This is a genomic window from Roseateles aquatilis (genome assembly GCF_002205645.1).
Taxonomy (GTDB): domain Bacteria; phylum Pseudomonadota; class Gammaproteobacteria; order Burkholderiales; family Burkholderiaceae_C; genus Roseateles; species Roseateles aquatilis.
In genome coordinates this window covers 13,512-37,217 of sequence record NZ_NIOF01000003.1, presented here as the reverse complement: position 1 = coordinate 37,217, position 23,706 = coordinate 13,512, and the positions used below count along the sequence as shown (strand labels likewise).

Genomic DNA, 23,706 nt, shown 5'->3' with positions numbered 1-23,706 from the left:
CGTAAGGCATTCGTTTGCAAGATTCCACACCCAATGTCCCCGGTCACGGCGCTTTGGGCACGGCTCATATCAGGAGATAAATCATGCCCGACAACCGCAGAAGCAAAACCGTCACCCAAGGCGTGCAGCGCTCGCCCAACCGCGCCCTGTTGCGCGCCACGGGGTTCGACGATGGGGATTTCGACAAACCCATCGTCGGCGTGGCGAACGCGCACAGCACCGTCACGCCGTGCAACATGGGCATCGGCGCGCTCGCCGCGCGCGCCGATGCCGCGTTGAAAAAAGCCGGTGCCATGCCGCAGATGTTCGGCACCATCACCATCTCGGATGGCATTTCGATGGGCACCGAGGGCATGAAATATTCACTGGTGTCGCGCGAGGTGATCGCGGATTCCATCGAAACCGTGTGCAACGGCCAGAGCATGGACGGGGTGCTCGCCCTCGGCGGCTGCGACAAGAATATGCCGGGGGCGATGATCGCCATCGCGCGCCTCAACATCCCGGCGATCTTTGTTTATGGCGGCACCATCAAGCCGGGCCACTATAAGGGCTGCAATCTCACCATTGTGAGCGCCTTCGAAGCGGTCGGTGAGTACACCGCGCATAAAATTGACCAGAACGAGTTACTGGAGATCGAGCGCCGCGCCTGCCCGGGCGCGGGCTCCTGCGGCGGCATGTATACCGCCAACACCATGGCCTCGCTCTTCGAGGCCATGGGCATGAGCCTGCCGTATTCCTCGACCATGGCCGCGGAGGACGCGGAAAAGGCCGACAGCGCGGCGAAATCGGCCGAGGTGCTGGTGCAGGCGATCCGTAAACAAATCCTGCCGCGCGACCTCCTCACCCGCCGGGCGTTCGAGAACGCCATCGCCGTGTTGATGGCGCTGGGCGGCTCCACCAACGCCGTGCTGCACCTGCCCGCCATCGCGCACGCCGCGGGAGTGAAGCTGACACTCGATGATTTCGATGCATTCAGCAGGCGCGTGCCGGTGCTGTGCGATCTGAAACCGTCCGGACGCTACGTCGCCACCGATCTACACCAAGCGGGCGGCATCCCGCAAGTGATGAAGATGCTGCTCGCCCACGGCCTGTTGCACGGAGACGCGCTGACCGTGACCGGCCAGACTCTGGCCGAGGCGCTCGAGAGCGTGCCCGAAGAGCCGCGCCATGATCAGGATGTCATCCGGCCCTGGGGCCGGCCCATGTATCCGCACGGCCATCTCGCCATCCTCAAAGGCAATCTTGCCATCGAGGGGGCGGTGGCCAAGACCAGCGGGGTGAAGGTTCCGAGGATCACAGGCCCCGCACGCGTGTTCGACTCGGAAGAGGCGTGCATGGAAGCGATCCTGGCGCAGAAAATCAAGGCGGGCGACGTGGTGGTGATCCGTTACGAAGGCCCGAGGGGCGGCCCCGGCATGCGCGAGATGCTCTCGCCCACCTCCGCCCTGGTCGGCGCGGGCCTGGGTGACAGCGTGGGTTTGATCACCGACGGCCGTTTCTCCGGCGGCACCTACGGCATGGTGGTCGGTCACGTTGCACCCGAGGCCTTTGTGGGCGGCACGATCGCGCTGGTCGAGGAGGGCGACTCGATTACCCTGGACGCGGAACAACGCTTGCTGCAACTCAACGTGCCCGAGGACGAAATCGCGCGCCGAAGCAAAGCTTGGCAACCGCCTGCGCCCCGCTACACGCGGGGCGTATTGGCGAAGTACGCCAAGCAGGTATCGTCGGCGAGCAAGGGGGCGGTGACCGATTGAAGCCATGACAGATCTGACTCGAGCGATGGGAGCCGCCCTGGCACAGGCTGCCGATGGGAATTGACGGCGAAGTCAAGGTTGGGCCGGACTGGGCGGACGCGCTGGCCTTCGACCGCGCCCATCTCTGGCATCCCTATGGCTCGATGACCGATCCGCTGCCGGCGTGGCCGGTGATCGGTGCCGAGGGGGTGCGCTTGAAGCTCGCCGACGGGCGCGAACTGGTCGACGGCATGGCCTCGTGGTGGGCGGCGATCCACGGCTATAACCACCCCCGGCTCAACCGCGCGGTGGAGGATCAACTACGGGGCATGGCGCACGTGATGTTCGGCGGTTTGACCCACGCGCCGGCGATCGAACTGGCGCGGCGGCTGGTGGCGATCACTCCAGCCACATTGGAGAAGGTCTTTCTGTGCGATTCCGGGTCCGTATCGGTGGAGGTGGCCGTCAAGATGGCGATCCAGTACTGGCAGGCCCGGGGCCGCCCGGACAAGCGCCGGTTGCTCGCTCTGCGTGGTGGCTATCACGGTGACACCTTCGCCGCCATGTCGGTGTGCGACCCGGTAACCGGCATGCACCACCTCTTCAGAGGGACACTGCCCGAGCAGCTCTTCGCGCCGCGCCCCGGCTGCCGGTTCGACGACGCCTGGAATCCGTCCGACATCGCCGGGTTCGCGCGCCTGATCGAGACGCACCGCGACGAACTCGCGGCGGTGATTCTGGAGCCCGTCGTGCAGGGCGCGGGCGGCATGTGGTTCTACCACCCCGAGTACCTGCGCCAGGTGCGCGCCCTGTGCGACGCGCACGGCGTGCTGCTGATCGCCGACGAGATCGCCACCGGCTTCGGGCGCAGCGGGAGGCTGTTCGCCTGCGAGCACGCCGGCATCGCCCCGGACATCCTGTGCCTGGGCAAGGCGCTCACCGGCGGCTACCTGACGCTCGCCGCCACGCTCACCACCGCCGAGGTCGCGGAGACCATCTCCCGCGGCGGCGCCGGCTGTTTCATGCACGGGCCGACCTTCATGGCCAATCCGCTCGCCTGCGCCGTGGCCGTGGCGAGTGTCGACCTGCTGCTGGATCAGGACTGGCAGGCGCGGGTGCGGGACATCGAGCGCCAGTTGCGCGCGGAACTGGCCCCCTGTGCCGCGCTGGCGACGGTGCGGGAGGTGCGGGTGCTGGGCGCGATCGGCGTCATCGAGATGCATGCGCCGGTGGACCTGCGCGCGCTGACGCCGCGATTCGTGGAGGCCGGGATCTGGCTGCGTCCTTTCGGCCGCCTGGTCTACATGATGCCGGCCTACGTGATCGAGCCGCAGGACCTTTCGCTATTGACGGGCGCGGTTCGGCGCGTCCTGTCGGAGATCGATGGACGTGGGGCAATGCGATGAGCGGAAGCGGCGACTCGATGGAGCGGCAATTCCTGCGGTTGTTGCGTCACGTCCTCGCGCATGGGGCGCTAAAAAAAGCGACCGCACCGGCACCGGGACGTTGAGCCTGTTCGGCCATCAGATGCGCTTCGACCTGTCGGCACGGCTCCCGCTGCTGACCACCAAGAATATCCACCTCCGTACGGGGAGAACCACGCAATCGGCTTCATGGTGGGCTATGTTCTCTCCGGCTCGCCTCCGGACTCCGCGGATGGCGTCAACGCTTACTTGAGACGAGTTTCGCGCTCGGTAGATCGCCTCGCCCCGAGCGACATCAGTGAAGGGACTTGGCAGAGCCTACATGCGCGCTCCAAGCCGTCGATGCCGATTCGCTTGCATCATGCGTTTCTTGGGTTCGCGGGCACCTCAGCGTCGCGCGCCTGACCTCCGCCTCCTACAGGAGGCAAACGCAATGCTCACAACGGCATAGGCATGAAACCGGCAGGGCCCGACTGCGGTTTCTTTGTCGCGCCACATCGGCACTTGAAGTCGACTGCGACCTTGATCGATTTCAAGGACACCCGATATGCCGGCCCCCTTCTTCAGGGCTTCGCCCCAGCTGCTGATCATCAGCATTGCCCCCGGACTGTGGGCAGTTCTGTTCATGTTCAGCCAGGCTGCGGTGGCGGCGGACGTGCTCGTCGTCACCGACAGCCGTCATCCGGTGCAGGCCCTGGCCGGCGTGCGTGTCATCGAGCTGGACCAGCCGGCGCACATCGAGGCCGAACTCACGGCGCACCTGCCCGCTGACCCAGCCCAGGCGGAGGCCCTGGTACGGCAGCGGCTGCTCGATGGCGGCGCCGACCTGCAGCGCCGAATCGGCCAGGCCTACCAGGGCGTCGCCGATGCCTGGGGACTGGGCATCGTCAAGATCCCTGCTGTGGTGGTCGATCGGCGCTACGTGGTCTACGGCGAGCCCGACGTGGCCCGCGCCGTCGCGCGCATCGACGCCTACCGGAGCGCACGCCCATGAGCCGCCTGATGACTTCCCGGCGCCTGCGCGCCATCGTCGCCTCGCTGATGCTGGGCGCGGCCACCTCGGCGTTCGCCCTGAACACCGCCACCATCGTCTCTTCGGCGTTGTCGCCCGACTGCCTGGAGTACCGTGTCGTCGGCATCTGCTACTGGCTGTACTGCACGCCGTTCGGCTGCTCGGTGCGCACCTCGGTGAAGGTACGCCACTACGTGCCCGATGCCGTCGTGTCGAGCTACAGCAACACGGGTGAGAACCCCTGGCTGGAAGTGCGGGCGATGAGCATGCCGAATCCGACCGCCAAGGCCGGCGGCGACGGCACCACCAACCACGACAACGAGAACAACCTGGCGAAGTTCAAGAACGCTGACGTGATCGGCCACCCCGCCGGCCTGGTGTTCAGCCAGTTCGCCGCCACCTCCGGCTACTCCTGCGAGGGTGCGGGCACGGCCTTCATGCCCTACCTGCTGAGCACGCTCGATACCATCGCCTGGCGCTACAACATCCCCGAAGCGTTCTACCCCGAAGCTCTGATTCCCGGACGGCGCGAGATCGGCACGCGCGCCGGCCTGAACCTGTGGGGCAACGTCTATCCGCGTGGCGGTTTCCTGCACCAGACCGACGACTACAAGAGCGGTGCCGTGGTCGCGCAGCGTGCGGGTGACATCGTGACGCGCCGCGGCCAGATCCACGTGTACCAGCCGCTGCTGGCCAACGCCCGCGACGGCTACTGGCCGGCCGGCGCGCTGATGGAGACCGACGCCTCGACGGGCAAGTGGCAGGAGCTGACGCCCACGCTCTCGAACAGTTGCGTGGTCTTCCCGCACAGCCGCACCCGCGTGCAGGCCCAGCAAGGCGACTACGCCTGGGCCTTGTGGCGGCCGTACTCCTGCTGCCGGCGCCGTGGCCAGGTCTTCCTCGGCAGCGTCGATTTCATGTGAGGAACCCACGATGAACGCCTCCCTCCCTGACTTCCTGCGCCGCGCGAAGTCGCACCTGCGGGCCACGCTGCTCGTGGCGGCCATCACGCTGGCCGTCGGCGCCGCCTGGGCGCAGACCCGCATCGACCCCAATGGCGTGAATGTCAGCGGCAGCGTGATCGGCGACGACGTGCTCTACAGCATCGGCGGTGGCCGCGCCGTGTCCATGGGCGGTGCGGGGAACATGCAGAGCATCGGTGTCGGCATCGGCTGGAACAGCAACCTCATCTGCGGCGACATGAGCATCACCACGACGCTGCAGAACCAGTTGAACGGCCTCACCAATGGCTTCCAGACGATCATGTCGAACGTGATCCAGAACGCTACTGCCGCGGTGGCGTCGCTGCCGGCGCTGATCATCCAGCGCGCAGATCCCGGGCTCTACAACCTGCTCACCAACGGCATCTTGCAGGCGCGGCTGGACTTCGACCGCTCCAAGATGACCTGCCGTGCGATCGCCGAGCGGATGGCCGACATGGCTGGCGGTCAAGCCGGCTGGAACCAGCTCGCCGAGGGCCTGGCGCTGCGCGATGCGGTCGCCAGCACCGATGCCGTGTCCGCCATCGAGCAGGCCGAGACCAACCGGGGCAACAACGGCGTGCCCTGGGTTGGCGGCAGCAATGCCGGCGGCAACGGCCAAAGCTCGATCAAGGTGGTGGGCGACGTGACGCGTGCGGGCTACAACCTGCTCAACGGCCGCAGCGTCGGCGATGCGTCGCCGATTGCGTCCAGCGCCTGCGGCAACCGCCTGACCTGCCAGACTTGGCCATCGCCGCAGGCGGCCTCGGCCTGGGCGATCCGCGTGCTGGGCGAGCGTGAGCAGCGCACCTGCGAGAGCTGCACCAAGACGCAGACCACCCCAGGCGTCGGGCTCACGCCGATGATCCAGGAAGAGTACGAAACCAAGCTGCAGTCGCTGCAAGAGCTGGTGACAGGGGCGCGGCCGACGACGCCGGCCCATCTCGAAGCCGCCGGCAGCAGCTCGCTGCCGATCACCCGTGGCGTGATCGAAGCGCTACGCGACGAGCCCGATCAGGACGTGCTGGGCCGGCGTCTCGCATCCGAGGCCGCACTGTCGAGCGTGCTGGAAAAAGCCTTGCTGCTGCAGCGCACGCTGCTGACGGGCAAGAAGGAGCCCAACGTCGCAGCCAACGAGCTGGCCGTGCAGGCGGTCGATCAGGAGAACGCCGCGCTGGAGCAAGAGATCAACAACCTCAAGACCGAGCTGGAGCTGCGGCGCACGTTGGCCGGCAACTCGGCGATGGCGATCATCCAGCGCCACAGCACCCGCGCCGCCGGCTCGCGCGGTGTCTTCGAGGGCGACACCACACGCGACCGGCTGCGGGAGATCGAGAAGCCGCGGAGCGGTACGCCATGAGCCGGCTGGCCTGGCTGCGGCTGCCGTGGCTGTTCAACCGCCGCGTTGGCGTGGCGCTGCTGTGGACCTTGCTGGTGGTCGCCGCCGCGGTGGCGGTGAACATCGCGGGCATCCACGTGGTCGGCGGCGTCGATGGCTGGGAGAACTGGTTGAGGGCGCATGCGGGCCACTTCTTCCTGTGGCGGCTTCTGCTCTACGCAGCAACAGCCTACGGCTGGTGGTGGATGCGCGGGCGCCTGCGGCAACGTGAACCGTCGGCCGAGGCGCATCAGCGCCTGCGGCGCACGGAGATCGCGGCCGTGACAGCCCTCGTGCTGCTGGAAGGCAGTCAGTTGCTGCGGCACGGCTGAGACCGGGAGACGGGCATGACGCTCTACACGACGGACTATCTGGAGTACTACCTCACGCTGGTGGGCTGGATCGTCAACAACGGCATCTGGAACCTGCTGGTGGCCAGCGGCGTGTTCGCGCTGCCGTTCGTTGTCATCGTCATCCACGAATGGCTCCGGGCGCGCAGCGAGGGCGCGGACGAAGGCAACAAGGGCGTGCTGTCCTCGCTGCGCATCGAGAACCGTGTGTGGGTGGCCATCGTGGTGATCCTGTTCGCCGGCATCCCGTTCGTTCCGGTCGACCTCAGTATCATCCGCTTCGACACGACCCGCTCCGCACAATGCCAGGTCAATGTCCCGCAGCCCCAGGACACGGGCTGGTCCAACGCCTACACCACGCTCAACAACCAGAGCGCGCTCGTGCCGGTGTGGTGGTTCGCCATGCACGCGCTGTCGAAAGCCGTGACGGGCGCGGCGGTTGCAGCGATTCCCTGCGGCACGGACCTGCGGCAAATACGGATGGATGTGGATGCCACGCGCACCGACGACCCGGTGCTGGCCCAGGAGGTCGCAGACTTCACACACGACTGCTACGGGCCTTCGCGCGCCAAGCTGTTCATGAATCGGCCGACGCTCACCGAGGAGCAGATGAACGACGTGACATGGATCGGGTCGAGCTACTTCCTCAGCACGCCGGGCTTCTACGACACCTACCGCTCCAAGACGCCGCGCATCGTCTGGCCCTATGACGCCACGCGCGATGCGGGGCTGGCTCAGGTGGACAGTGGCGGCGGCTATCCGTCCTGCCGGCAGTGGTGGGCCGATGGCAGCCAGGGACTGCGCAGCCGGCTGCTGGCACAGGTCGACCCGGACCTGCTGACCCGCATCGGCCGCTGGGCGGGCTTCCTGTCGCAGAGCGAGGTCAATGATTCGGTGATCCGCGCCGTGGTCTCACCGCGACAGCAGAAGATGAACCAGGGCGCCGTCTACACCGACTACGGCGGGCAGATCGACAAGACCTTGCCGAACATCGTCACGCGCGGCGCGAGCGACCTGGGGCTGACCGTGGGCTCGCTGGGCTTCTTCCCGGCGATGGACGTGGTGCGTCAGGCGCTGCCGATGGTGCTGACGATGCTCAAGATGGCGCTCGTCATCTGCATCCCGTTGGTGCTCTTGGTGGGCACCTACGACCTCAAGACGACGGTGACGGTGAGCTGCGTGAAGTTCGCGCTGTTCTTCGTGGACTTCTGGTTCCAGCTCGCGCGCTGGATCGACAGCACGATCCTCGACGCGCTCTACGGCTGGGGCTTCGGCGCGAACCGGCCGCACAGCAACTTCGATCCTTTGATCGGTCTGAACAATGCGTTCGGGGACATGCTGCTGAACTTCGTCATGGCGATGATGTTCATCGTGCTGCCGACGTTCTGGGTGATGGCACTGGCCTGGGCTGGTGTACGGGCAGGCAATATCCTTGGTGCGCTTACCGTCGCTACCGGCGACGCAAAGGCGGCTGGAGGTAGTGGTTCTCGCCTTGCGATGACAGCTGCATCGAAAGGCGGCGCGAAGTAAAACGCATCCTTTCGTACCGATGGGGCAGCTACGACTCGTCAGAGTCGCCCATGTCGTGGCGCCACTCGTTCTTGTCGTACAGACCATGGCCGGAGTGTCCTTCACGCCACTCTGGCTGGTTCTCATCATCCGCATCGGCGTTCCGCGCAAGCCATGCGGCGGCCACCGCAAAGACCAGCAGCAAGGCCAGCCAGGATGCAGCGTAGAGCAGGACACCGAACACGGCGAGCTTGACGATCCAGAGCACCGCCTTGGCCGCATCTGCAGGCACTCCACGCGCCACCAGCCAGCCGGCGGCACGTTGCTCACGACGCAGGTAGCCACGCCAGGCGCGGCCAGCCCCCCGGCCCAGCCGGTGGCTCCAGCGCCCGTTGTGCGTGTTGGTGGTCATGCTCATGTGCCTCGGTTTCAGTGGTGCCTCACCTCATGGGGGGAGGCGTTGTCGTTCGCCCTCCAGCATAGACCGCGATCCAGAAGGCGAGGTTGCGATCGGCGAGTCGGATTGGCCTGGGCTGCCGATCATGATTAGATTATGCTCCAAAAGTAAAACATGATGCTACTTTCTGTGCAAATGTCTGTGGCAGCGCTAGGGCGTGATTGGATTTCGTGTTATTTTTATAACATGGATGGAAATTCCAAGCACCAAGTAATCAAGCGTCTGCAGGCGGAGCTTCCCCGCGGAGCACCGTTCGATCTGGCCACCCTGAGCCAGTTCGGGGTGTCGCCCCAGCTCGCTGCCCACTACGCCGACGGGGGCTGGCTCGTGCGCCTGGCCCAGGGTGTCTATGCATTCCCGAACGATGACTTTGGGGTCTACGGTGCGCTGAAGTTCCTGCGGCAGCGCGTGCCCGGCCTGCATGTCGGCGGCAAGAGCGCCCTGGCCCTGCAGGGCGTGCGGCACAACCTGAGCAGCCGCGACACGCTGGTGCTGTGGGGCGACAACCGCTACGCGCTGCCGGTCTGGTTCACCTCGCGCTTCCCGGCCCGCTACGTCCATGCCCGCCTGTTCGACTGGCCGGACACGGCGCTGGCCAGCAAGACCCTGTCCACGCCGCCTGGCCTGCCCGAGGATCTGCGGGTGGCAGCCCCCGAGCGTGCCGTTCTGGAGCTGCTGTACGAAGCCGGTGTCAAGCAGAGCCTCGAAGAAGCGCGCAACGTCTTCGACGGACTGCGCTCGCCCCGCAAGGACATGCTCGGACAACTGCTGTCCTGCTGTACCAGCGTCAAGGCCGTGCGCCTGTTCCTCACCTGGGCGCGGGAAACAAGCCTCGTGGACGTCGATGCCTTGCTGGAACAGTACCCGGTTCGCACCGGCAGCGCCACGCGCTGGATGAGCCGACTCGACGACGGCAGCCTGTTGAGTCTGAAGTCCCATGGATAAGACCTACGCGGACACCGTTCGCCTGCTGCTGGCTGTCGCGCCCGATGTTTTCGCGAATGGCATCTTCGCTATGAAGGGCGGCACGGCCATCAATCTCTTCGTGCAGGACATGCCACGCCTGTCGGTGGACATCGACGTGGTGTACCTCCCGTGGCAGACGCCGCGCGACGAAGCGCTGCAAGCCATCAACCAGGAACTGGCCGCCATCGCCGCGCGCGTTGCACCACTGGGTGTGCAGACACGCCTGGTTCGCGCCAAGGACCTGGGGGACACCAAGCTGATCGTCGAGAACGACGTCGGCCAGGTGAAGATCGAGGTCAATGTCGTGTTCCGTGGCAGTGTGCTGCCCGTCGAGCGGCGACCACTGAGCGCCAAGACCCGCGATCTGTTCGGCGTCGAGTTCGAGCTGCCGATCCTGGCGCCGGACGAGCTGTACGCCAGCAAGCTGGTGGCTGCGCTGGATCGACAGCATCCGCGCGATCTGTTCGACGTGTGGCAGCTCTACGAATCGGGCGGCATCAGCGATGGCATGGTCGAGTGCTTCGTGGTCTACCTGGCCGGGCACAACCGGCCGCCCCACGAAGTGCTGTTCGGCAACGACAAGGACATCGCCGGCGAGTACGAACGGGCCTTTGTCGGTATGGCCGAAGTGGACTGCCCCTTGGACACGCTGCTGGACGCTCGCGCGCAGTTGCGAAGCGAGTTGCAGCAACGGCTGACGAAGGCGCACAGGCGGTTCCTGAGCGGCCTGGTACGCGCAGAACCGGACTGGTCGCTGGTGCAATGCCAGCACGCCGCGCAACTGCCGGCACTGCGCTGGAAGCTCAACAACCTGGAGACCTTTCGCAAAAAGCGCCCCAAGGACTTCGCCGCGCAAGCCGCTGCGCTCGATGCCGGCCTGGGCCAGATCTGACGCGGCGGCAGAAGTATTCCCGGCTTGCCGGGGTTGCCCCATGCCGCATTGATTGCGGCACGCGACACGCGCTGCCCCTATACCCAAAGGCTTCCAAAAAGGCCGCAAGGGCTGGGAAGGGGCAAGGGAATGGGGCCAAGGGGAAAGGCCCTACCCGAAAAGGCCAAAAGGCACCCCTGAGCAGCCTCTCATCCGAGGTTCGCCATGCTCTCGCTGTTTCGCAAACGGATGCTGCCGGCCTCCGGCGCACCATCCACTCCCTCCACCGAGACACCCAAAGGGCTGACGCGGCCCGAGTCGGCCGCATCGCTGCTGGCAACACCGCGCCGGCAGAAGCTGCTGGAACACATCTGGCAGCGCACCTCGCTGTCGCGCGGGCAATTCGCCACGCTGTACCTGGCGCCGCTGGAACGCTACGCCGAACTGGTCCAGCAGTTCCCTGCGTCCGAAAGCCACCACCACGCCTATCCGGGCGGCATGCTGGACCACGGCCTGGAGATCGTCGCCTACGCGCTGAAATTGCGGCAGTCTTACCTGCTGCCTGCGGGCGTCACGCCAGAGGCACAGGCGGCGCAGGCCGAAGCCTGGACCGCAGGCACGGCCTACGCGGCCCTGCTGCACGACATCGGCAAGATAGCGGTCGATCTGCACGTCGAGCATGCCGACGGCAGCGCCTGGCATCCCTGGCACGGCCCGGTGCGAAAGCCCTACCGCTTTCGTTACCGAAAGGAGCGTGAGTACCGCCTGCACAGCGCCGCCACCGGGCTGCTCTACGCGCGCCTTCTCGATCGGGACATCTTCGACTGGCTCAGCGGCTATCCCGACCTCTGGGCCGCGCTGCTGTACGTGCTGGCCGGCCAGTACGAGCACGCCGGCACGCTCGGCGAGCTGGTCGTGCAGGCCGACCAGGCATCGGTCGCCCAGGAACTCGGCGGCGATCCCAGCAAGGCGCTGGCGGCACCCAAGCATGCGCTGCAACGCAAATTGCTCGACGGCTTGCGCTACCTGCTCAAGGAAGAGTTCAAGTTGAACCAGGGCGGCCCGGCGGACGGTTGGCTGACCCAAGAGGCTTTGTGGCTGGTGAGCAAGACCGTCTCCGACAAGCTGCGCGCACATCTGCTGTCGCAGGGCATCGACGGCATCCCGGCGAGCAATACGGCCGTGTTCAACGTGCTGCAGGATCACGGCATCGTGCAACCGACGCCGGATGGCAAGGCGATCTGGAAGGCTACCGTCACCAGCGACGCCGGCTGGTCGCACGCCTTCACCTTCCTGAAACTCTCGCCGGCGATGATCTGGGATGCCGCCGATCGGCCGGCGCCGTTCGCAGGCCGTGTGCAGGTCGAAGAGGAACAAGCGGAGCCGCAGGCGCCGGCGGTGGCCGATGTGCCGCGCGCGGAAGGCATCGATGCTGCACCCGCGAGCACGGCGCCGATCGCATCCGCAGCCACAGACCCGGGCGTGGCCGCGCTGCTCGACCTGCTGGGCGACACCACTGCACCTACAGCACCGGAGATCCCGAGTTGCCCTGTTGCCGAGCCCGAGCCGGCCCCTTTGACCGTGCCACCGCCGCAGATGAACCTCGTGCCTTCCCAGGATCGCGCGGAGCCCTCTGGGGCGCACTTCATGGCCTGGCTGCGTCAGAGCATCCAGACGCGCAAGCTGATCATCAACGACGCCAAGGCTCTGGTGCATACCGTCGCCGGCACGGCCTACCTCGTCAGCCCCGGCGTGTTTCAGCGCTATGCACAGGAGTACCTTCAAGTCGCCGCGCTGGCCAAGCAGGAGAAGCTGGAGGGGTGGCAGTGGGTGCAGAAGCGGTTCGAGAAGCTGGGGCAGCACCGCAAGCAGCCCAGCGGGCTGAACATCTGGACCTGCGAAGTCACGGGGCCGCGCAAGTCGCGCCGGCTGCACGGCTATCTGCTCGCCAGCCCGGATGCGCTGTTCCAGGAGACGCCGCCAGACAACCCATACCTGCGGCTCCTCAACGAGGCCGCAAAGCGCGAAGATTCAGCCTTTGGCGGCAAGGACAACGACGATCAGGGGTAAGGCCGGCTTCAATCTGCGGATGGGGCCGACTCCGCCAGCTTGGCTTCGGTCAGAGTCATCAAGTGAGCAGAACTGCATTTCAGCGCGCGGGCGATCTTGAGGATGAGGGGAAGCGTGGGGACGTGCTCTCCGCGTTCGATCTTGCCCATGTGCGACCGTTCGATGCCAGCCAAGTGGGCCAGCGTTTCCTGAGCGATACCCTGGTTGGTTCTTTCTTCCCGCACGGCAGCCCCAAACGCGATGGCTGGTTCCGCTTCGTAGGTAGTAGTGCCGACGGGGCGGCCTCTTTGGATCGAACGCTTTTGCATTGCCAAAAGCGTCGAACAAGGTCACGATTTAAACCACGTTAAACTTAACTCATTCAATGGCTCCGAGATCAGTTGCCACGACATTCACCGCCTGGGGGGAGCTGGACGTGGAATCGAGCGACATCACCGCCGAAATTCGCATGGCCGTCCTCGGCGAATGGGTGCCTCCCCAGCTCGCCGACGTGCTAGCCCTGCAGCGCGCCGAAGAGCCGGAGACCCATGCCGTCCTGGCTGGATGGACAGATCCCGGTCGGGGCGCGGAGCTGCCGGGCGACGGCTTCGACTTCGCCTTGTCTGCGGTTGCCCGGCAGTGGCCTGGCTGGGTATGCGAACCGCTGTGGCATGACACGCTGGCGGTCGCCGTGGCCAAGCGCTCCCACTTGCTGGCCTACCGTGAAGTGCCGTGCCAGGAAGTGCTCAAGCAGCCGTTGATCCGTGCGCAGTCAACGGCCGGCGAGCCGTGGCGCGCTGTGGCGCAGCGTGTCCTCGGGGATGCGCTGCAGGATCGGGAGCAGCTGGTCAGCTCCTTCGACATCGCGATGACGCTCGTGTCAGCCGGGTACGGCCTCGTCGTCGCGCCGTCTGCGAGGCTTGCTGGCTACCTGAACCGCGGCATCGCCGCGCGGCCGCTGGCTGGCGCACCGACCGTCGTGATGGCTTACCTCCTGCATCCCCTGGCGCGCCTGACCGAACCCATGGCGAGGTTCATCCAACGTGCTCGCAGCGTGTCCGGGGACCTCGAAGTACCTACTGAGCAACGTCGTGCTCTGCGGATACCACTGTTACTGAACAGGCCATCCGGCCACGTGAGCACGTGGCCCGACGATCATAGTCATCGCCTGTAGCCGGCGGCACGCGGCCAGAAGCCGACGTTCGAAACTGCCCTCTGGCCCGAGTTTTGGGGCTTTGGAACCGCTGTCGGGTATAGAGCGGGCGAAACTACCCGCGAAAGCGGTGTTGCAAGCCGCATGCATACCATGCGTTCCGGGCGCGAAGAGCACTGGGCGTAAGTGCGCAGCGCGCAAACTACAAAACGGCGCTCACCTGCGCGGCTCCGCCGTGCGAGTTGATCGGTTGACGCCATTTAATCTGCGCACCGACGCCATGCCAGCTGAGCACCGGCATCAAGACCTTGCGCGGCGACGCCACCAGGCTGCGCACCGGCGCCAAGTCGCTGCGCAATGGCACCAGCTTCCTGCGCAGTGGTGCCACGCTGTTGCGCATCCCCGCCAAGCTACTGCCCACCCTCCGACTTGAGCTTGCGCATCGACTCGCCCTTGAGGGCGATCTTCAGGCTCGAATGCACGAGCCGATCGAGCAGCGCATCGGCCAGCGCGGGATCATTGATGAAGGCGTGCCACTCCTTGACCGGCATCTGCCCGAGCACGATCGTCGAGTGCGTGCCGACCCGATCATCGAGCAGCTCCAGCAGGTCGGCGCGACCGCGATTGGTCAGTGCGGTCAGGCCAAAGTCGTCCAGGATCAGGAGCTGGACCTTGGCCACCTGGTTGCGCAGCTTCGTGATGGAGCCGTCTTCGTGCGCGATGGCCATCTCTTCGAGCAAGCGCCCGAGCCTGCGGTAAGCCACGGTGATGCCCTTGCGCGCCGCCTGCACTGCCAGCGCGCAGGCCAGCCAAGTCTTGCCCGTGCCGGTCGGGCCGGTCATCAGCAGGTTCATCTGCTTGTAGATCCACGCACATGTGAGCAGATCGGCGAAGGTCGCCTTGTCGATGCCGCGGCCGGTTCGGTAGTCAATGTCCTCGGGCACGGCCTGCACCTTGAGTCGCGCGTTGCGCAGGATGCTCTTGTAGCGCCGCGTGTCGCGGTAACTGATCTCGGCATCCACGAGCATCTGCAGGCGTTGCTCGAAGGACGCGCCGAGAAAGGCGGACTGAGACATCTGCTGATCCAGCGCCTCGGCCATGCCGACGAGACGCAGTTCGCGGAGCTGTTGGGCGGTGTTCATGATGGTCATTCGGGGTTCCTCAGGATTCGTAGGTCTTGGCGCCACGCACGTTGTCGTGGCCCGGCAATGGCTCATCGTCACTGGCGCCGCGCAATGGCGTGCTCTCGATCCGGCGCTGGAGCATCGAGCGCACGGACGACACCGACGTGGTGGAGATGCGTAGCGCGCGATGGCAGGCAGCATTCAGGCGCTCTGGGCCGTATTCCTTGGCCATGCCGCGCAGGCCGCGCATCGCCTGCATCGACAACGCCGGCCGCCGATGCGTGTCGATGTGCTTCTTCACGAAGGCACTGATCCAGGGGCCTGAGCGGTCCGCCCATGCGATCAGCTCGGCACCTTGATCCTGCGCGTACGCCCGATGGGACGCAGGCTGGTGCTCCGGCAAGGTGGTGCAACCACCCTTGTGCGCATTCCGCAGGTGGGTCGCAATCGGGAAGTGATCGTCCTTTGCGTACACCTCGACCTGTCGGGCGGTCGCGCGGATGCGTACCTTGGCCCCGATGTAGGTGTACGGCACCGAGTAGTAATGCTCGTCCCACAGGACGTGGTAGTCCTGTGCCACCGTGACGTTGAGCTTCCAGTCTGCGTACTCGAAGGGCAGTTCCGGCAATGCCTTCAGTGCCGGACGATCCAGCTCCTCGAAGAGCTGGTTGCGGCTTTTGCCGCCGTGCCCGCGCATGGGCTTGTCGTTCATGCGCACCAGCAGCTCCGCGATGGCGGCGTTCAGTTCTTCAATCGACGTGAAGACCCGGTTACGCAGCCGCGCCAGTATCCATCGCTGGGCGAAACGCACGCCGACCTCGACGGCGGCCTTGTCCTTGGGCTTGCGCGCTCGCGTCGGCATCACGATGCAGTCGTAGTGCTGCGCGAGTTTGCTGTAGGTGTAGTTGATGATGTGGCCCTCGGCCACCGTCACCCGTTCCACCGCCGACTTCAAGTTGTCGGGGACCAGCAGCCTGGGCACGCCACGGTAAAACTCCAGGGCGCGCACGTTGGCCTCGCACCAGTCCGGCAGCCGCTGCGTCGCGCTTGCATACGCGAAAGTCTTGCGGCTCGCACCCATAACGGCCACAAACAGCTCGACCGGTTGCTTCTCCCCGGTCTTCGGATTCAGAACGCTCGGGCGTTTGCCCGAGTAGTCCAGAAACAGTCGGTAGCCCGGCGCATGCGGCTGGCGCATGACGATGCCCAGGGAGCACTCGTAGCGGTCGTAGCGCCGCCGGAATTCGGTTTCCGACATCGCGTCACTGCCGGCCGCGTCCGCATATTCCTCGTGCATCAGCAGCAAGGTCACGCCCGGCCGACGCAGTTCGGCATGGACATGGGCGAAGTCGGGCTCGGCAAAGGCCTTGCGCGCGAGCTGACGGCCGTTGTTCAGCCGCTCCTCCAAGGCCCGGTCCGTCAGAACCGCGACCCCATTCCAGTCCAGACCCTCCTCAGCCAGGCGCATCCGGTAGCGGCCCGCCGTGTTGGGCGAGACTCCCGCTGCTCGACCGACTTCCCGGTTGGAGAAGTCGGTGGTGAGCAGATAGCGACACACATCCTTCAGATTCATCCCGCGTTCTCATCGATTGACACCTCCAGAAAGAGGCGTGAGGGAGGACCTCACTCCGGCGGCGGGGAAAGGCCCATCGCACGGCCCGGAACGGGCCGCTGTCCTTGACACCGCCGGAAGCAGAAACGAGAATGCAGGCTCAAGGTTCAGTTGAAGCTGCTCGAGACCCACGCCCGGCAAGGCGTGGGTTTTCTCGTTGTGCTGCCCGAAACGTACCGCTACCGCCATCAGCAGAAGACCGGGCTGAGCGAGCCACCTCCCATGCAGTCCAGATTCCGTGACACGGGGGATCGGTCATCACCACCTGCGCCATCTGGATATCGATCAGGCCACAGGCTGCTGGGCACGACGCCGAGCTTGTCGGCAATGGCCGATTCGATCCGCCGGGATCGCCGGTAACCCTGACTCACGCTCGTGACCGACGTGCCGGCGACCCCCAGCTCGCGAGCGACCTCGGCCAGCGAGCTGCCGGCGACGCGGAGCCGCATCTTGATCCGCTCGTGTTGTTCCAGGGCTGGGCGCATGCGTGATATCGTCAGGGGAAGTCCTGAGACTCACAGTAGGCAGTTATGAGTAAGTTGTCAAACGAAGACGACAACCTCGCCATGGGTCGCCGGTTGATGGCCATCCGGGTCGCCAGCGGACTCACGCAAGCTGATTTTGCGGACAAGCTGGGGCTATCCCTGCGCGCCTATGCCAATTACGAGCGCGGCGAGCGGGAAATGCCCACGGCGCTGTTCAAATCGCTGTGCGAGACGTTCCGGATCGATCCGCTGTGGCAGCTCACGGGTCCCGGTGAAGATCCGGTCCTGGTGGGTCGTCGCGTGCTCGACATGGATCTGATGGAGAGCGTGATTCGGCTCATCGAGGAATGGCTCACCAAGCACCGTCGCACGCTCAAGCCCGACAAGAAGGCGCGGTTGATCCGGCTGAGCTACGAGCATTGCATCACCAAAGGCGAGGTTGACGCTACGCATCTGCGTGAAATGCTGTCCGTCGCGGCCTGACCCGATGAGTGATCGTCATGGTCCGGGGCGCAACGCTCTGCAGGAAGATCCGCCCGAAGGCAACGCCGGAACTCGCAGCAAGGTTGTCTCGCTGCGCCCTGACCAGCAGTCGCCGCCACCGGAGCGACTCGACCCGCGGCTGGAAGAGATGCGCCGCATCCTCGCGGAATCCCAACCGCTGGACAGCCTCTATTCTGACGACGAAGTGATCGCCGACGAGGGCAAGTTCCGCAAACGCTTCGGTCCGGGATTCCGCTGGAATCGCCGGGATCGGATCGGCCTGATCGCGCTGAAGAATCGATACGACCTGACCGACCCGGAAATCCAGTTGTTCCAGCACACCGGCAATCTGCATCGGTCGGTATTCGGAGTGCGCCTTACGGCGAGCCCTTGGATCGCCCTGTGGGGCGGCGCGCAGATCGCGGTGTTCGGGTTCCTGTTCCTGGCCCTACTGCTCGCCGCTTGGCCAATTCTCGTCAGGGCACCGGCCAAGGCGATCAAGCCGGTGCTGGCGCTGCTTGGCCTATTCACGTTCTGCTGCGGGCTGTACTGGATGTACGTGAAGCCTTGGTTTCTCAGGCTTCGCAAGGAACGGGAGCGCAGTGACGATGATCGATGACGTCAGCACATCGACATTCTGTCGCTGTGTTTGAAAGCGGCACGCCGATCAGGTTCGATTGAGCGGAGTTCCGACTGCCGGTACTGATTCCCCAAGTCCGGTTCGTCGTGCCTAGGGCGCCCCCAACCCAACAAGGCGACGAACCTGATGCGACTTCTGTCGCCTCTGCTCCAGAACCGCTGCGGGACGTGGAGTCAGTCAGTGGCGGTGTCGAGGATTTTGGGCCCGACTTCGCCGTCCCCAGTGCCAGCCGCCTGCGGCCAGTAGGCGCTGTCGGGAACGCCCCGATCGCCGAACAGCACCCGACCAAGGCGCAGGATGGTGGCGCCCGCCTCAATGGCGGTCTCGAAATCGCCGCTCATGCCCATCGAGAGTTCCTGCAGTGAGGCTGCCTCCGGTAGCGCCTCGCGCGCCTCATCGCGCAAGACGCGGAGCCGGTCAAAACACGGGCGCACCCGTGCAGGGTCGGCGCTGAAGATGGCGAGCGTCATTAGCCCGCGCACCTTCAGACATTGGCAGGCCCGCAGTTCCCTCAGGAACGGCAGCAGCGATTCCGGTGGCAAGCCATACTGCTGTGGCTGGCCTGCGGTGTTGACTTGCACCAGCACGTCGAGAGACCGGCCTTCGGCGAACAAAGCGCGGTCCAGCGCGGTGGCCACGCGCAGACTGTCGAGGGCGTGGAAGCTCGCGATGCGCGTGGCGATCCGACGCACCTTGTTGGTCTGAAGATGGCCGATCAGATGCCAACGGGCTGCGTCGCTCCCCATCTCATCGCGTTTGCCGAGCAGTTCTTGCACACGGTTCTCGCCAAAATCGCGCAGACCCAACGCGAGTGCATGGCGCAGGCGTGTTGTCGGCACGGTTTTGCTCACGGGCAGAAGCTTCACCGAGGTCGGATCCCTGTGGGCGCGGGCGCAGGTCGCGGCAATGCGCGCCTGCACCGCCGCCAGGCGCTCTGCCAGAGGCTGCGGAGCTAAGGCCGTCGAGGTCACGTCAGACGGCGCGGCAACTCTCGTCGGTGCACGAGTCCACGCCGGGCCCTGACTCCGTCGCAAGGCGCATCACCTCGCGACCCACCGTGAGGTCGTCCAGCCGGCCAAAGTGTTTCAGTCGCAGGCGCCCCGCGCGGTCGATCAGGATCAGCGACGGCGTGCCTTCCAGCGCGTAGGTGAGCATGGTGGCCGGGATTGGGGCGCCCGCAACGGCCACATCCACGCCCACCGGATGGCTGACGCGGTATTCGTGCAGAAAGGCCTTCAACGCGACTGGCGTCATAGCCTCGTGATGCTCGAACACCGTATGCAGACCGACCACCGCGACGCCATCCTGGGCAAACAGGCGATGGATGCGCTCCGCCTGCGGCACACCATGAGAGACACAACCGGGACACAGCATCTGGAAGGCATGTAGCACCACGACCTGGCCGCGCAGGGCGGCCAGGTCCAGGGGGCGGTCGGCGTTGAACCACTGGCTGACTTGCCAGGCGGGCGCTGTCGGAAAGTCACTCACCGTCACGCTCAGTCGCGCAGGCTACTGAACACGTAGCCGTGATCCTTCTGCGCGGTATGGCAGGCATGGCAGGCGGTGGCGGCGTTGGCGCCGACGACGCGCTTGGTCTTGTCGCCGCCTCCGAAACCCTCGTAGCCCCAGCCGCCGGTTGCCGCGTATTTCTTCGCGTCCTTGTGCATCACGCCAGCAACCTTACGCGCGCCTTCGGTGATGGCGTTATCCGCCTGCGGGGCGTCGAGCAGATCGAAGACGATGACCGCTCCATCCGGGAACTTGCCGGACTTGTAACCCTCCAGCGCCTTCGGGTTGGCGTAGAGGTGATGGATGCCGCCAAACGACTCGAACAGGGGATGGCCCTTCTCGATCACCATGCTCTTGACGTGGTGCCAGCTGCGGTAACCATCGGGGTACGGGACTGCAGGATCGGCTGCGAGCACGGGTGTAGCACAGGCGGCCAACAGTGCGGCGATCAATGTGCATTTCATCGTTGGGATCCTCCGAATGAGAAAGCGGCGGGGCGCGCCCCGCCGCGAAAAGTCGGCTTACTTCAGATCGGCAAGCGCCGCGCCGAAGTTGATATGGAAGGGCTGCCCGCCGATCACCAGCGCGGGCACGGACTTGACGCCCGCCGCTTCTGCCTCAGCGAGACGGGCTTTCTGTTCGCCCAGATGCACGATCTCCACATTGAACTGGGCAGGATCGAGTGACTTGGCGAACTGCTGCTCGGCGGACACGCATACCGGGCAACCGGCATGAAAGAAGACGGCTTTCTGGGACATGGACTTCTCCTGGGATGTTGGCGGTGGAACATCGTTAATGTATCGAGGCGATACATTATGGACTCTACTGCCGCCAAACCGTCATTGTCAATAATGCATCGAAGCGATACATTGCGGGCATGGATGACACACCGGTTCTGCTCGAGCGCCTCGGCGCCCTGATCCAGCAATCACTGCGCGATGACGCCGCGCGACACGGCCTGCTGCCCATCCATCTGCAGATCCTGGCCTACCTGGATCGCGCCAATCGCTACAGCAATCTGCCGATCGCGGTGGCGCAATACTTCGGCATCACGCGCGGCACCGTGTCGCAGTCCCTGCAGTTATTGGAGCGGCAGGGCCTGATCGTGAAGACGCCCGATCCCCAGCACGGGCGGCGTATTCACCTGGAGCCGACTGCGGCGGGCGCCAAAGTTCTGCGTGACGGTTGGGCGCAACGCCTGGAGCAGGCCCTGAGCGCGATGCCTTCGGAAGCGCCGCCGTTGGCCGACGCCTTGCGCGGCCTGTTGACCGCGCTGCAACGGCAGAACGGCCAGCGCGCATTCGGTGTGTGCCAACGCTGCGCGCACTTCCTGACGGAAAAGCGAGGCGCTCGCTGCGGACTGACCCGTGAGCCGCTGGCGCGGGAACAGACCACGCGCATCTGCCGGGAGTGGACCCGTCCGGCCGATGTAGCGGGCGTTGCGGTGTCCACATGAGCGCCCCGCCGCTGACGCAACTCGAAGTCCCTCCCGAAGAAGCACTCGCCATCCGGGCGAAGGTGCGACGCGCCGATCCTCTGACGCTTGGGGCCAACTACCGCCTGGCGAGATCTGAGCATGCGGCAGGGCTCACCGAGCTTCTGGTCGATCCTCGGGTATCGGATCCCATCTACGATCTGCCGCGCCCGACCACGCTTCGCAACATATCTGACTGGATTGCGGCAGCGCAGCGCAAGCACGCGGATGGCGAAGGCTTGCTCGTCGTGATGCTCGACGCCGCCGGTGGCGTGTGCGGTTACTCCTGCTTCACCGTCTGGCCGGAGCACTCCGCAGCAGAGATTGCCGGAGGCTACCGCGCGGACCGCCAAAGCCAAGGTGAAGGCAAGCTCGGCGCAGCACGCAGCTTTGACTGGATATTTGACGCCTTCGGCGTCAGGCTGATCGTGGTGACTGCCGCACTGGACAATCTGCGTTCTGCTCGTGTCATCGAGACCGCAGGATTCCAGTACATGGGAACCAGGCTCTGCACGCGGGCCGATGGTACCTCGCGTGAATCCCGGTATTGGGAGATGCATCGGCCTGGAGAGTGACGCGGCAATCCGGCTTCAGTGCGCCCACGGGTCTGTGCTGCTCAACGAGCGCGCCATCTTCCCCTAGATGTGATTTGTATCTGCAGAGCCCGAGCGCAGACTGCCGCGGCCTGCTCGATCGCGCACACGGAATGATCGAGGTCGACGACCGGTTTGAACGAGCAAAAGCCGGCGCATGCTCACACTTGGGAGTGGCGATCCAACGCGGGCCATCGGCTCCACGCCGAGGGCGCAGGCTTTCCAGTCGATTCGCTACCCGATCCTGCCCATTGTGGATCGACGCCAGTCTGACGCGCCCGATTGCCCGGCTGTGTTGGCGAGGCGCGCGCGTCGGTGCCGATTCATTGCGGATCAATGGTCTGCTGCAGGGAAGCAATCAGCGGACAGCGTACCCGGCCCTTGACCGATGCGCAGCGATCGACCAGTGCGGCCAGCGCAGATTCGATGCGTTGCAGGTCCGTCAGCTTGTTGCGGACGTCGGCGAGCCGGCGCTCCCCCAGCGTTCGCGCCTCCCGGCAATGCGCACCGTCCTCGAGTTTCAGCAGATCGCCGACTTCATCGAGGGAAAAGCCGAGATCCTGCGCATGGCGGATGAAGCGCAGCCGCCGGGCGTGGTGCGCCGTGTAGCGCCGGATGCCGCCCAGCGGGCGCTCCGGCTCGTCCACCAGCCCCCGGCGCTGGTAGTAGCGGATCGTTTCCAGATGCACGCCGGTGTGCTGCGCCAGGCTGCCGATGGTGTAGGTCTCGGGCATCTTGACTCCGTAGTCAGCTACGGTCGTAGCGTAACAGCATCCGTTCACAGGAGGCTGTATGCAGGACCGTTCCAACCTCTCGCTCGCCGCCAGCGTCGCCGCTGGTCTCGGCGCTTCGGTGTGCTGCGTGTTGCCGCTGGTGCTGGTCATGGCCGGCCTCGGCGGTTCGTGGCTGGCGACGCTGAAGGTTCTCGAACCCTTCCGCCCGATCTTCGTGGCGGTGGCGGTCCTCGCCCTGTTCTTCGCCTACCGCGGCATTTTCCGAACCGCCGAGGTCTGCGAACCTGACCGGGCCTGCGCCGATCCGCGCGTACAGCGGCGACGCAAGTGGATCTTCTTGGGTGTGGCGACGCTGGTCGCCGGCCTGCTCACATTCCCCTACTACGCAGTTCTGTTCTTCTGAAGGAGACTGATCATGGTCAAGAGTCTATTCATTGCTCTGGGGCTGGCCGCCGTACTGGCTTGCTGCCAATGCAGCGCGGTTCATGCGGCGACTCGCACCGTCACGCTGGACGTCTCGGGCATGACCTGCGTCACCTGTCCGATCACGGTCAAGAAATCCTTGTCGCGCGTGGTCGGCGTCGAGTCGGTGGATGTCAGCTTCAAGGACAAGCAAGCCACAGTCGTCTTCGACGATGCCAAGACCACGGTCGAGGACATGACCCGGGCGACGGCGAACGCCGGCTTTCCGTCCACGGTGCGGCAGTAGGAGCGCGACATGGAGCAGTTGATTCAGTGGATTACTCGCATCGGCGACAAAACGGGTTCAGTGGGTGCGCTCATCTCGGCGATGGGATGCGCCATGTGTTTCCCCGCCATTGCCAGCCTCGGTGCGGCCGTGGGCCTTGGGTTCCTGAGTCAATGGGAGGGGGTGTTCATCAACACCCTGCTGCCGGTGTTTGCCTCGCTGGCGCTGGTCATCAACGCCCTGGGCTGGTTCAACCACCGTCAGTGGCACCGCAGCCTGCTGGGGATGCTGGGGCCGACCGTCCTGCTGCTGTCGCTGTACCCCTGGTTCAAGTACGGCTGGAGCAGCTACGCCACCTATACCGGACTCGGCCTGATGATCGCCGTGTCCGTCTGGGACCTCGTATCGCCGGCCAGCCGGCGCTGCGACCCGGAGCACTGCGAACTCCCGGCCAAACAATCCTGACCCCGCTCATCGGA

28 protein-coding genes and 2 pseudogenes are annotated in these 23,706 nt (G+C 65.4%); 19 read left to right on the top strand and 11 right to left on the bottom strand.

Going from position 1 to position 23,706, the window contains the following annotated elements:
* The first annotated feature begins 83 nt into the window (after nucleotides 1-83).
* The 8 genes and pseudogenes from ilvD to CDN99_RS08325 all read left to right on the top strand — a co-directional run bounded on the left by ilvD (nucleotide 84) and on the right by CDN99_RS08325 (nucleotide 8,410).
* On the top strand, nucleotides 84-1,757 hold the full coding sequence (gene ilvD / locus CDN99_RS08365) for a dihydroxy-acid dehydratase (RefSeq protein ID WP_033470471.1): 1,674 nt from the start codon (nucleotides 84-86) through the stop codon (nucleotides 1,755-1,757).
* Nucleotides 1,758-1,810: 53 nt separating this feature from the next.
* Nucleotides 1,811-3,142, top strand: a complete 1,332-nt coding sequence (gene bioA, locus CDN99_RS08360) for an adenosylmethionine--8-amino-7-oxononanoate transaminase (RefSeq protein WP_050485076.1) — start codon at nucleotides 1,811-1,813, stop codon at nucleotides 3,140-3,142.
* 17 nt (nucleotides 3,143-3,159) lie between these two features.
* Nucleotides 3,160-3,326, top strand: a pseudogene (locus CDN99_RS29190) (thymidylate synthase); the annotation flags it as partial.
* Nucleotides 3,327-3,707: 381 nt separating this feature from the next.
* Entirely contained in the window at nucleotides 3,708-4,154 is a 447-nt protein-coding gene (locus CDN99_RS08345; protein WP_033470469.1) for a TIGR03757 family integrating conjugative element protein, read from the top strand.
* Nucleotides 4,151-5,095: a TIGR03756 family integrating conjugative element protein gene (locus tag CDN99_RS08340; RefSeq protein ID WP_033470467.1), complete on the top strand. Its 945-nt coding sequence runs from the start codon at nucleotides 4,151-4,153 to the stop codon at nucleotides 5,093-5,095. The genes CDN99_RS08345 and CDN99_RS08340 overlap by 4 nt, the downstream gene beginning before the upstream one ends.
* 10 nt (nucleotides 5,096-5,105) lie before the next feature.
* Nucleotides 5,106-6,512, top strand: a complete 1,407-nt coding sequence (locus CDN99_RS08335) for an integrating conjugative element protein (RefSeq protein ID WP_033470466.1) — start codon at nucleotides 5,106-5,108, stop codon at nucleotides 6,510-6,512.
* The gene (locus CDN99_RS08330) at nucleotides 6,509-6,862 is read left to right on the top strand and encodes a hypothetical protein (protein ID WP_033470464.1); all 354 of its coding nucleotides are present in this window, start codon (nucleotides 6,509-6,511) and stop codon (nucleotides 6,860-6,862) included. Before CDN99_RS08335 ends, CDN99_RS08330 begins: the two co-directional genes overlap by 4 nt.
* 15 nt (nucleotides 6,863-6,877) lie before the next feature.
* Nucleotides 6,878-8,410, top strand: a complete 1,533-nt coding sequence (locus tag CDN99_RS08325) for a conjugal transfer protein TraG N-terminal domain-containing protein (protein WP_033470462.1) — start codon at nucleotides 6,878-6,880, stop codon at nucleotides 8,408-8,410.
* A gap of 28 nt (nucleotides 8,411-8,438) precedes the next feature.
* On the opposite strand, the gene CDN99_RS08320 is transcribed toward CDN99_RS08325, so the two are convergent.
* Nucleotides 8,439-8,801, bottom strand: coding sequence for a DUF3742 family protein (locus CDN99_RS08320; protein WP_439650516.1), 363 nt, complete (start codon nucleotides 8,799-8,801; stop codon nucleotides 8,439-8,441).
* Nucleotides 8,802-9,032: 231 nt separating this feature from the next.
* On the opposite strand from CDN99_RS08320, the gene CDN99_RS08315 reads away from it, so the two are divergent.
* The 3 genes from CDN99_RS08315 (at nucleotide 9,033) to mobH (ending at nucleotide 12,753) form a co-directional block, all read left to right on the top strand.
* The gene (locus tag CDN99_RS08315) at nucleotides 9,033-9,791 is read left to right on the top strand and encodes a type IV toxin-antitoxin system AbiEi family antitoxin domain-containing protein (RefSeq protein WP_033470458.1); all 759 of its coding nucleotides are present in this window, start codon (nucleotides 9,033-9,035) and stop codon (nucleotides 9,789-9,791) included.
* A complete protein-coding gene (locus CDN99_RS08310) occupies nucleotides 9,784-10,704 on the top strand; it encodes a nucleotidyl transferase AbiEii/AbiGii toxin family protein (protein WP_033470456.1) in 921 nt (306 codons plus the stop codon). Before CDN99_RS08315 ends, CDN99_RS08310 begins: the two co-directional genes overlap by 8 nt.
* 204 nt (nucleotides 10,705-10,908) lie before the next feature.
* Nucleotides 10,909-12,753 carry a MobH family relaxase gene (gene mobH / locus CDN99_RS08305; protein ID WP_033470454.1) on the top strand — a complete coding sequence of 615 codons (1,845 nt, stop codon included), beginning with the start codon at nucleotides 10,909-10,911 and terminating at the stop codon, nucleotides 12,751-12,753.
* 8 nt (nucleotides 12,754-12,761) lie between these two features.
* Here the strand turns inward: mobH and CDN99_RS08300 are convergent, their stop codons facing one another.
* Nucleotides 12,762-13,061: a helix-turn-helix domain-containing protein gene (locus CDN99_RS08300; protein ID WP_033470452.1), complete on the bottom strand. Its 300-nt coding sequence runs from the start codon at nucleotides 13,059-13,061 to the stop codon at nucleotides 12,762-12,764.
* Between the two features lie 107 nt (nucleotides 13,062-13,168).
* Between CDN99_RS08300 and CDN99_RS08295 the strand changes: the two are divergent.
* Nucleotides 13,169-13,792: pseudogene (locus tag CDN99_RS08295) on the top strand (substrate-binding domain-containing protein); the annotation flags it as partial.
* Between the two features lie 295 nt (nucleotides 13,793-14,087).
* Here CDN99_RS08295 and CDN99_RS08290 read toward each other — a convergent pair.
* From CDN99_RS08290 to CDN99_RS08275, 4 genes are all read right to left on the bottom strand, one after another.
* Nucleotides 14,088-14,285, bottom strand: a complete 198-nt coding sequence (locus tag CDN99_RS08290) for a hypothetical protein (protein ID WP_088384477.1) — start codon at nucleotides 14,283-14,285, stop codon at nucleotides 14,088-14,090.
* 10 nt (nucleotides 14,286-14,295) lie between these two features.
* Nucleotides 14,296-15,036, bottom strand: a complete 741-nt coding sequence (gene istB, locus CDN99_RS08285; protein ID WP_088384476.1) for an IS21-like element helper ATPase IstB — start codon at nucleotides 15,034-15,036, stop codon at nucleotides 14,296-14,298.
* A gap of 10 nt (nucleotides 15,037-15,046) precedes the next feature.
* Nucleotides 15,047-16,582, bottom strand: a complete 1,536-nt coding sequence (gene istA, locus CDN99_RS08280) for an IS21 family transposase (protein WP_088384475.1) — start codon at nucleotides 16,580-16,582, stop codon at nucleotides 15,047-15,049.
* A gap of 227 nt (nucleotides 16,583-16,809) precedes the next feature.
* The gene (locus CDN99_RS08275) at nucleotides 16,810-17,106 is read right to left on the bottom strand and encodes a helix-turn-helix domain-containing protein (protein ID WP_202820242.1); all 297 of its coding nucleotides are present in this window, start codon (nucleotides 17,104-17,106) and stop codon (nucleotides 16,810-16,812) included.
* 45 nt (nucleotides 17,107-17,151) lie between these two features.
* On the opposite strand from CDN99_RS08275, the gene CDN99_RS08270 reads away from it, so the two are divergent.
* On the top strand, nucleotides 17,152-17,589 hold the full coding sequence (locus CDN99_RS08270) for a helix-turn-helix domain-containing protein (RefSeq protein ID WP_238139429.1): 438 nt from the start codon (nucleotides 17,152-17,154) through the stop codon (nucleotides 17,587-17,589).
* 4 nt (nucleotides 17,590-17,593) lie between these two features.
* Entirely contained in the window at nucleotides 17,594-18,208 is a 615-nt protein-coding gene (locus CDN99_RS08265) for a hypothetical protein (protein WP_133320753.1), read from the top strand.
* A gap of 194 nt (nucleotides 18,209-18,402) precedes the next feature.
* Here the strand turns inward: CDN99_RS08265 and CDN99_RS08260 are convergent, their stop codons facing one another.
* Genes CDN99_RS08260 through CDN99_RS08245 form a run of 4 tightly spaced genes read right to left on the bottom strand, consistent with a single transcriptional unit; the run spans nucleotide 18,403 to nucleotide 20,496 of the window.
* The gene (locus CDN99_RS08260; RefSeq protein WP_088384472.1) at nucleotides 18,403-19,200 is read right to left on the bottom strand and encodes a YggS family pyridoxal phosphate-dependent enzyme; all 798 of its coding nucleotides are present in this window, start codon (nucleotides 19,198-19,200) and stop codon (nucleotides 18,403-18,405) included.
* A gap of 1 nt (nucleotide 19,201) precedes the next feature.
* Nucleotides 19,202-19,717, bottom strand: a complete 516-nt coding sequence (locus tag CDN99_RS08255; RefSeq protein WP_207949521.1) for a redoxin family protein — start codon at nucleotides 19,715-19,717, stop codon at nucleotides 19,202-19,204.
* Nucleotides 19,718-19,725: 8 nt separating this feature from the next.
* On the bottom strand, nucleotides 19,726-20,202 hold the full coding sequence (locus CDN99_RS08250) for a cytochrome P460 family protein (RefSeq protein WP_088384470.1): 477 nt from the start codon (nucleotides 20,200-20,202) through the stop codon (nucleotides 19,726-19,728).
* A 57-nt stretch (nucleotides 20,203-20,259) separates the two neighbouring features.
* The gene (locus CDN99_RS08245) at nucleotides 20,260-20,496 is read right to left on the bottom strand and encodes a thioredoxin family protein (RefSeq protein ID WP_088384469.1); all 237 of its coding nucleotides are present in this window, start codon (nucleotides 20,494-20,496) and stop codon (nucleotides 20,260-20,262) included.
* 119 nt (nucleotides 20,497-20,615) lie between these two features.
* On the opposite strand from CDN99_RS08245, the gene CDN99_RS08240 reads away from it, so the two are divergent.
* Together CDN99_RS08240 and CDN99_RS08235 are read left to right on the top strand one after the other, a co-directional pair.
* Complete coding sequence (locus CDN99_RS08240) at nucleotides 20,616-21,194, top strand: MarR family winged helix-turn-helix transcriptional regulator (protein ID WP_088384468.1); 579 nt, start codon at nucleotides 20,616-20,618, stop codon at nucleotides 21,192-21,194.
* Nucleotides 21,191-21,787 carry a GNAT family N-acetyltransferase gene (locus CDN99_RS08235; protein WP_088384467.1) on the top strand — a complete coding sequence of 199 codons (597 nt, stop codon included), beginning with the start codon at nucleotides 21,191-21,193 and terminating at the stop codon, nucleotides 21,785-21,787. The genes CDN99_RS08240 and CDN99_RS08235 overlap by 4 nt, the downstream gene beginning before the upstream one ends.
* A 341-nt stretch (nucleotides 21,788-22,128) precedes the next feature.
* On the opposite strand, the gene merR is transcribed toward CDN99_RS08235, so the two are convergent.
* Nucleotides 22,129-22,539 (bottom strand): mercury resistance transcriptional regulator MerR, encoded by a 411-nt coding sequence (gene merR / locus CDN99_RS08225; RefSeq protein WP_088384465.1) that lies wholly within the window; start codon nucleotides 22,537-22,539, stop codon nucleotides 22,129-22,131.
* A gap of 58 nt (nucleotides 22,540-22,597) precedes the next feature.
* Here merR and CDN99_RS08220 point away from each other — a divergent pair, with 58 nt between their 5' ends.
* Genes CDN99_RS08220 through merC form a run of 3 tightly spaced genes read left to right on the top strand, consistent with a single transcriptional unit; the run spans nucleotide 22,598 to nucleotide 23,692 of the window.
* Nucleotides 22,598-22,942 (top strand): mercuric transporter MerT family protein, encoded by a 345-nt coding sequence (locus tag CDN99_RS08220; protein ID WP_088384464.1) that lies wholly within the window; start codon nucleotides 22,598-22,600, stop codon nucleotides 22,940-22,942.
* Between the two features lie 12 nt (nucleotides 22,943-22,954).
* Nucleotides 22,955-23,248 (top strand): mercury resistance system periplasmic binding protein MerP, encoded by a 294-nt coding sequence (gene merP / locus CDN99_RS08215; protein WP_088384463.1) that lies wholly within the window; start codon nucleotides 22,955-22,957, stop codon nucleotides 23,246-23,248.
* A gap of 9 nt (nucleotides 23,249-23,257) precedes the next feature.
* A complete protein-coding gene (gene merC, locus CDN99_RS08210) occupies nucleotides 23,258-23,692 on the top strand; it encodes an organomercurial transporter MerC (RefSeq protein WP_088384462.1) in 435 nt (144 codons plus the stop codon).
* Nucleotides 23,693-23,706: the final 14 nt, after the last annotated feature.

Excerpts from the sequence above, each read along its gene's own strand:
- istA (WP_088384475.1), bottom strand. The coding sequence starts at position 16,582 with ATGAATCTGAAGGATGTGTGTCGCTATCTGCTCACCACCGACTTCTCC.
- CDN99_RS08330 (WP_033470464.1), top strand. The coding sequence starts at position 6,509 with ATGAGCCGGCTGGCCTGGCTGCGGCTGCCGTGGCTGTTCAACCGCCGC.
- CDN99_RS08290 (WP_088384477.1), bottom strand. The coding sequence starts at position 14,285 with ATGCGCAACAGCGTGGCACCACTGCGCAGGAAGCTGGTGCCATTGCGC.
- istB (WP_088384476.1), bottom strand. The coding sequence starts at position 15,036 with ATGACCATCATGAACACCGCCCAACAGCTCCGCGAACTGCGTCTCGTC.
- CDN99_RS08310 (WP_033470456.1), top strand. The coding sequence starts at position 9,784 with ATGGATAAGACCTACGCGGACACCGTTCGCCTGCTGCTGGCTGTCGCG.
- merC (WP_088384462.1), top strand. The coding sequence starts at position 23,258 with ATGGAGCAGTTGATTCAGTGGATTACTCGCATCGGCGACAAAACGGGT.
- CDN99_RS08265 (WP_133320753.1), top strand. The coding sequence starts at position 17,594 with ATGAGTGATCGTCATGGTCCGGGGCGCAACGCTCTGCAGGAAGATCCG.
- CDN99_RS08240 (WP_088384468.1), top strand. The coding sequence starts at position 20,616 with ATGGATGACACACCGGTTCTGCTCGAGCGCCTCGGCGCCCTGATCCAG.
- CDN99_RS08335 (WP_033470466.1), top strand. The coding sequence starts at position 5,106 with ATGAACGCCTCCCTCCCTGACTTCCTGCGCCGCGCGAAGTCGCACCTG.
- CDN99_RS08300 (WP_033470452.1), bottom strand. The coding sequence starts at position 13,061 with ATGCAAAAGCGTTCGATCCAAAGAGGCCGCCCCGTCGGCACTACTACC.
- CDN99_RS08345 (WP_033470469.1), top strand. The coding sequence starts at position 3,708 with ATGCCGGCCCCCTTCTTCAGGGCTTCGCCCCAGCTGCTGATCATCAGC.
- CDN99_RS08325 (WP_033470462.1), top strand. The coding sequence starts at position 6,878 with ATGACGCTCTACACGACGGACTATCTGGAGTACTACCTCACGCTGGTG.
- CDN99_RS08270 (WP_238139429.1), top strand. The coding sequence starts at position 17,152 with ATGAGTAAGTTGTCAAACGAAGACGACAACCTCGCCATGGGTCGCCGG.
- bioA (WP_050485076.1), top strand. The coding sequence starts at position 1,811 with ATGGGAATTGACGGCGAAGTCAAGGTTGGGCCGGACTGGGCGGACGCG.
- CDN99_RS08235 (WP_088384467.1), top strand. The coding sequence starts at position 21,191 with ATGAGCGCCCCGCCGCTGACGCAACTCGAAGTCCCTCCCGAAGAAGCA.
- CDN99_RS08315 (WP_033470458.1), top strand. The coding sequence starts at position 9,033 with ATGGATGGAAATTCCAAGCACCAAGTAATCAAGCGTCTGCAGGCGGAG.
- CDN99_RS08250 (WP_088384470.1), bottom strand. The coding sequence starts at position 20,202 with ATGAAATGCACATTGATCGCCGCACTGTTGGCCGCCTGTGCTACACCC.
- CDN99_RS08245 (WP_088384469.1), bottom strand. The coding sequence starts at position 20,496 with ATGTCCCAGAAAGCCGTCTTCTTTCATGCCGGTTGCCCGGTATGCGTG.
- ilvD (WP_033470471.1), top strand. The coding sequence starts at position 84 with ATGCCCGACAACCGCAGAAGCAAAACCGTCACCCAAGGCGTGCAGCGC.
- merP (WP_088384463.1), top strand. The coding sequence starts at position 22,955 with ATGGTCAAGAGTCTATTCATTGCTCTGGGGCTGGCCGCCGTACTGGCT.
- CDN99_RS08340 (WP_033470467.1), top strand. The coding sequence starts at position 4,151 with ATGAGCCGCCTGATGACTTCCCGGCGCCTGCGCGCCATCGTCGCCTCG.
- CDN99_RS08220 (WP_088384464.1), top strand. The coding sequence starts at position 22,598 with ATGCAGGACCGTTCCAACCTCTCGCTCGCCGCCAGCGTCGCCGCTGGT.
- CDN99_RS08275 (WP_202820242.1), bottom strand. The coding sequence starts at position 17,106 with ATGCGCCCAGCCCTGGAACAACACGAGCGGATCAAGATGCGGCTCCGC.
- mobH (WP_033470454.1), top strand. The coding sequence starts at position 10,909 with ATGCTCTCGCTGTTTCGCAAACGGATGCTGCCGGCCTCCGGCGCACCA.
- merR (WP_088384465.1), bottom strand. The coding sequence starts at position 22,539 with ATGCCCGAGACCTACACCATCGGCAGCCTGGCGCAGCACACCGGCGTG.
- CDN99_RS08320 (WP_439650516.1), bottom strand. The coding sequence starts at position 8,801 with ATGACCACCAACACGCACAACGGGCGCTGGAGCCACCGGCTGGGCCGG.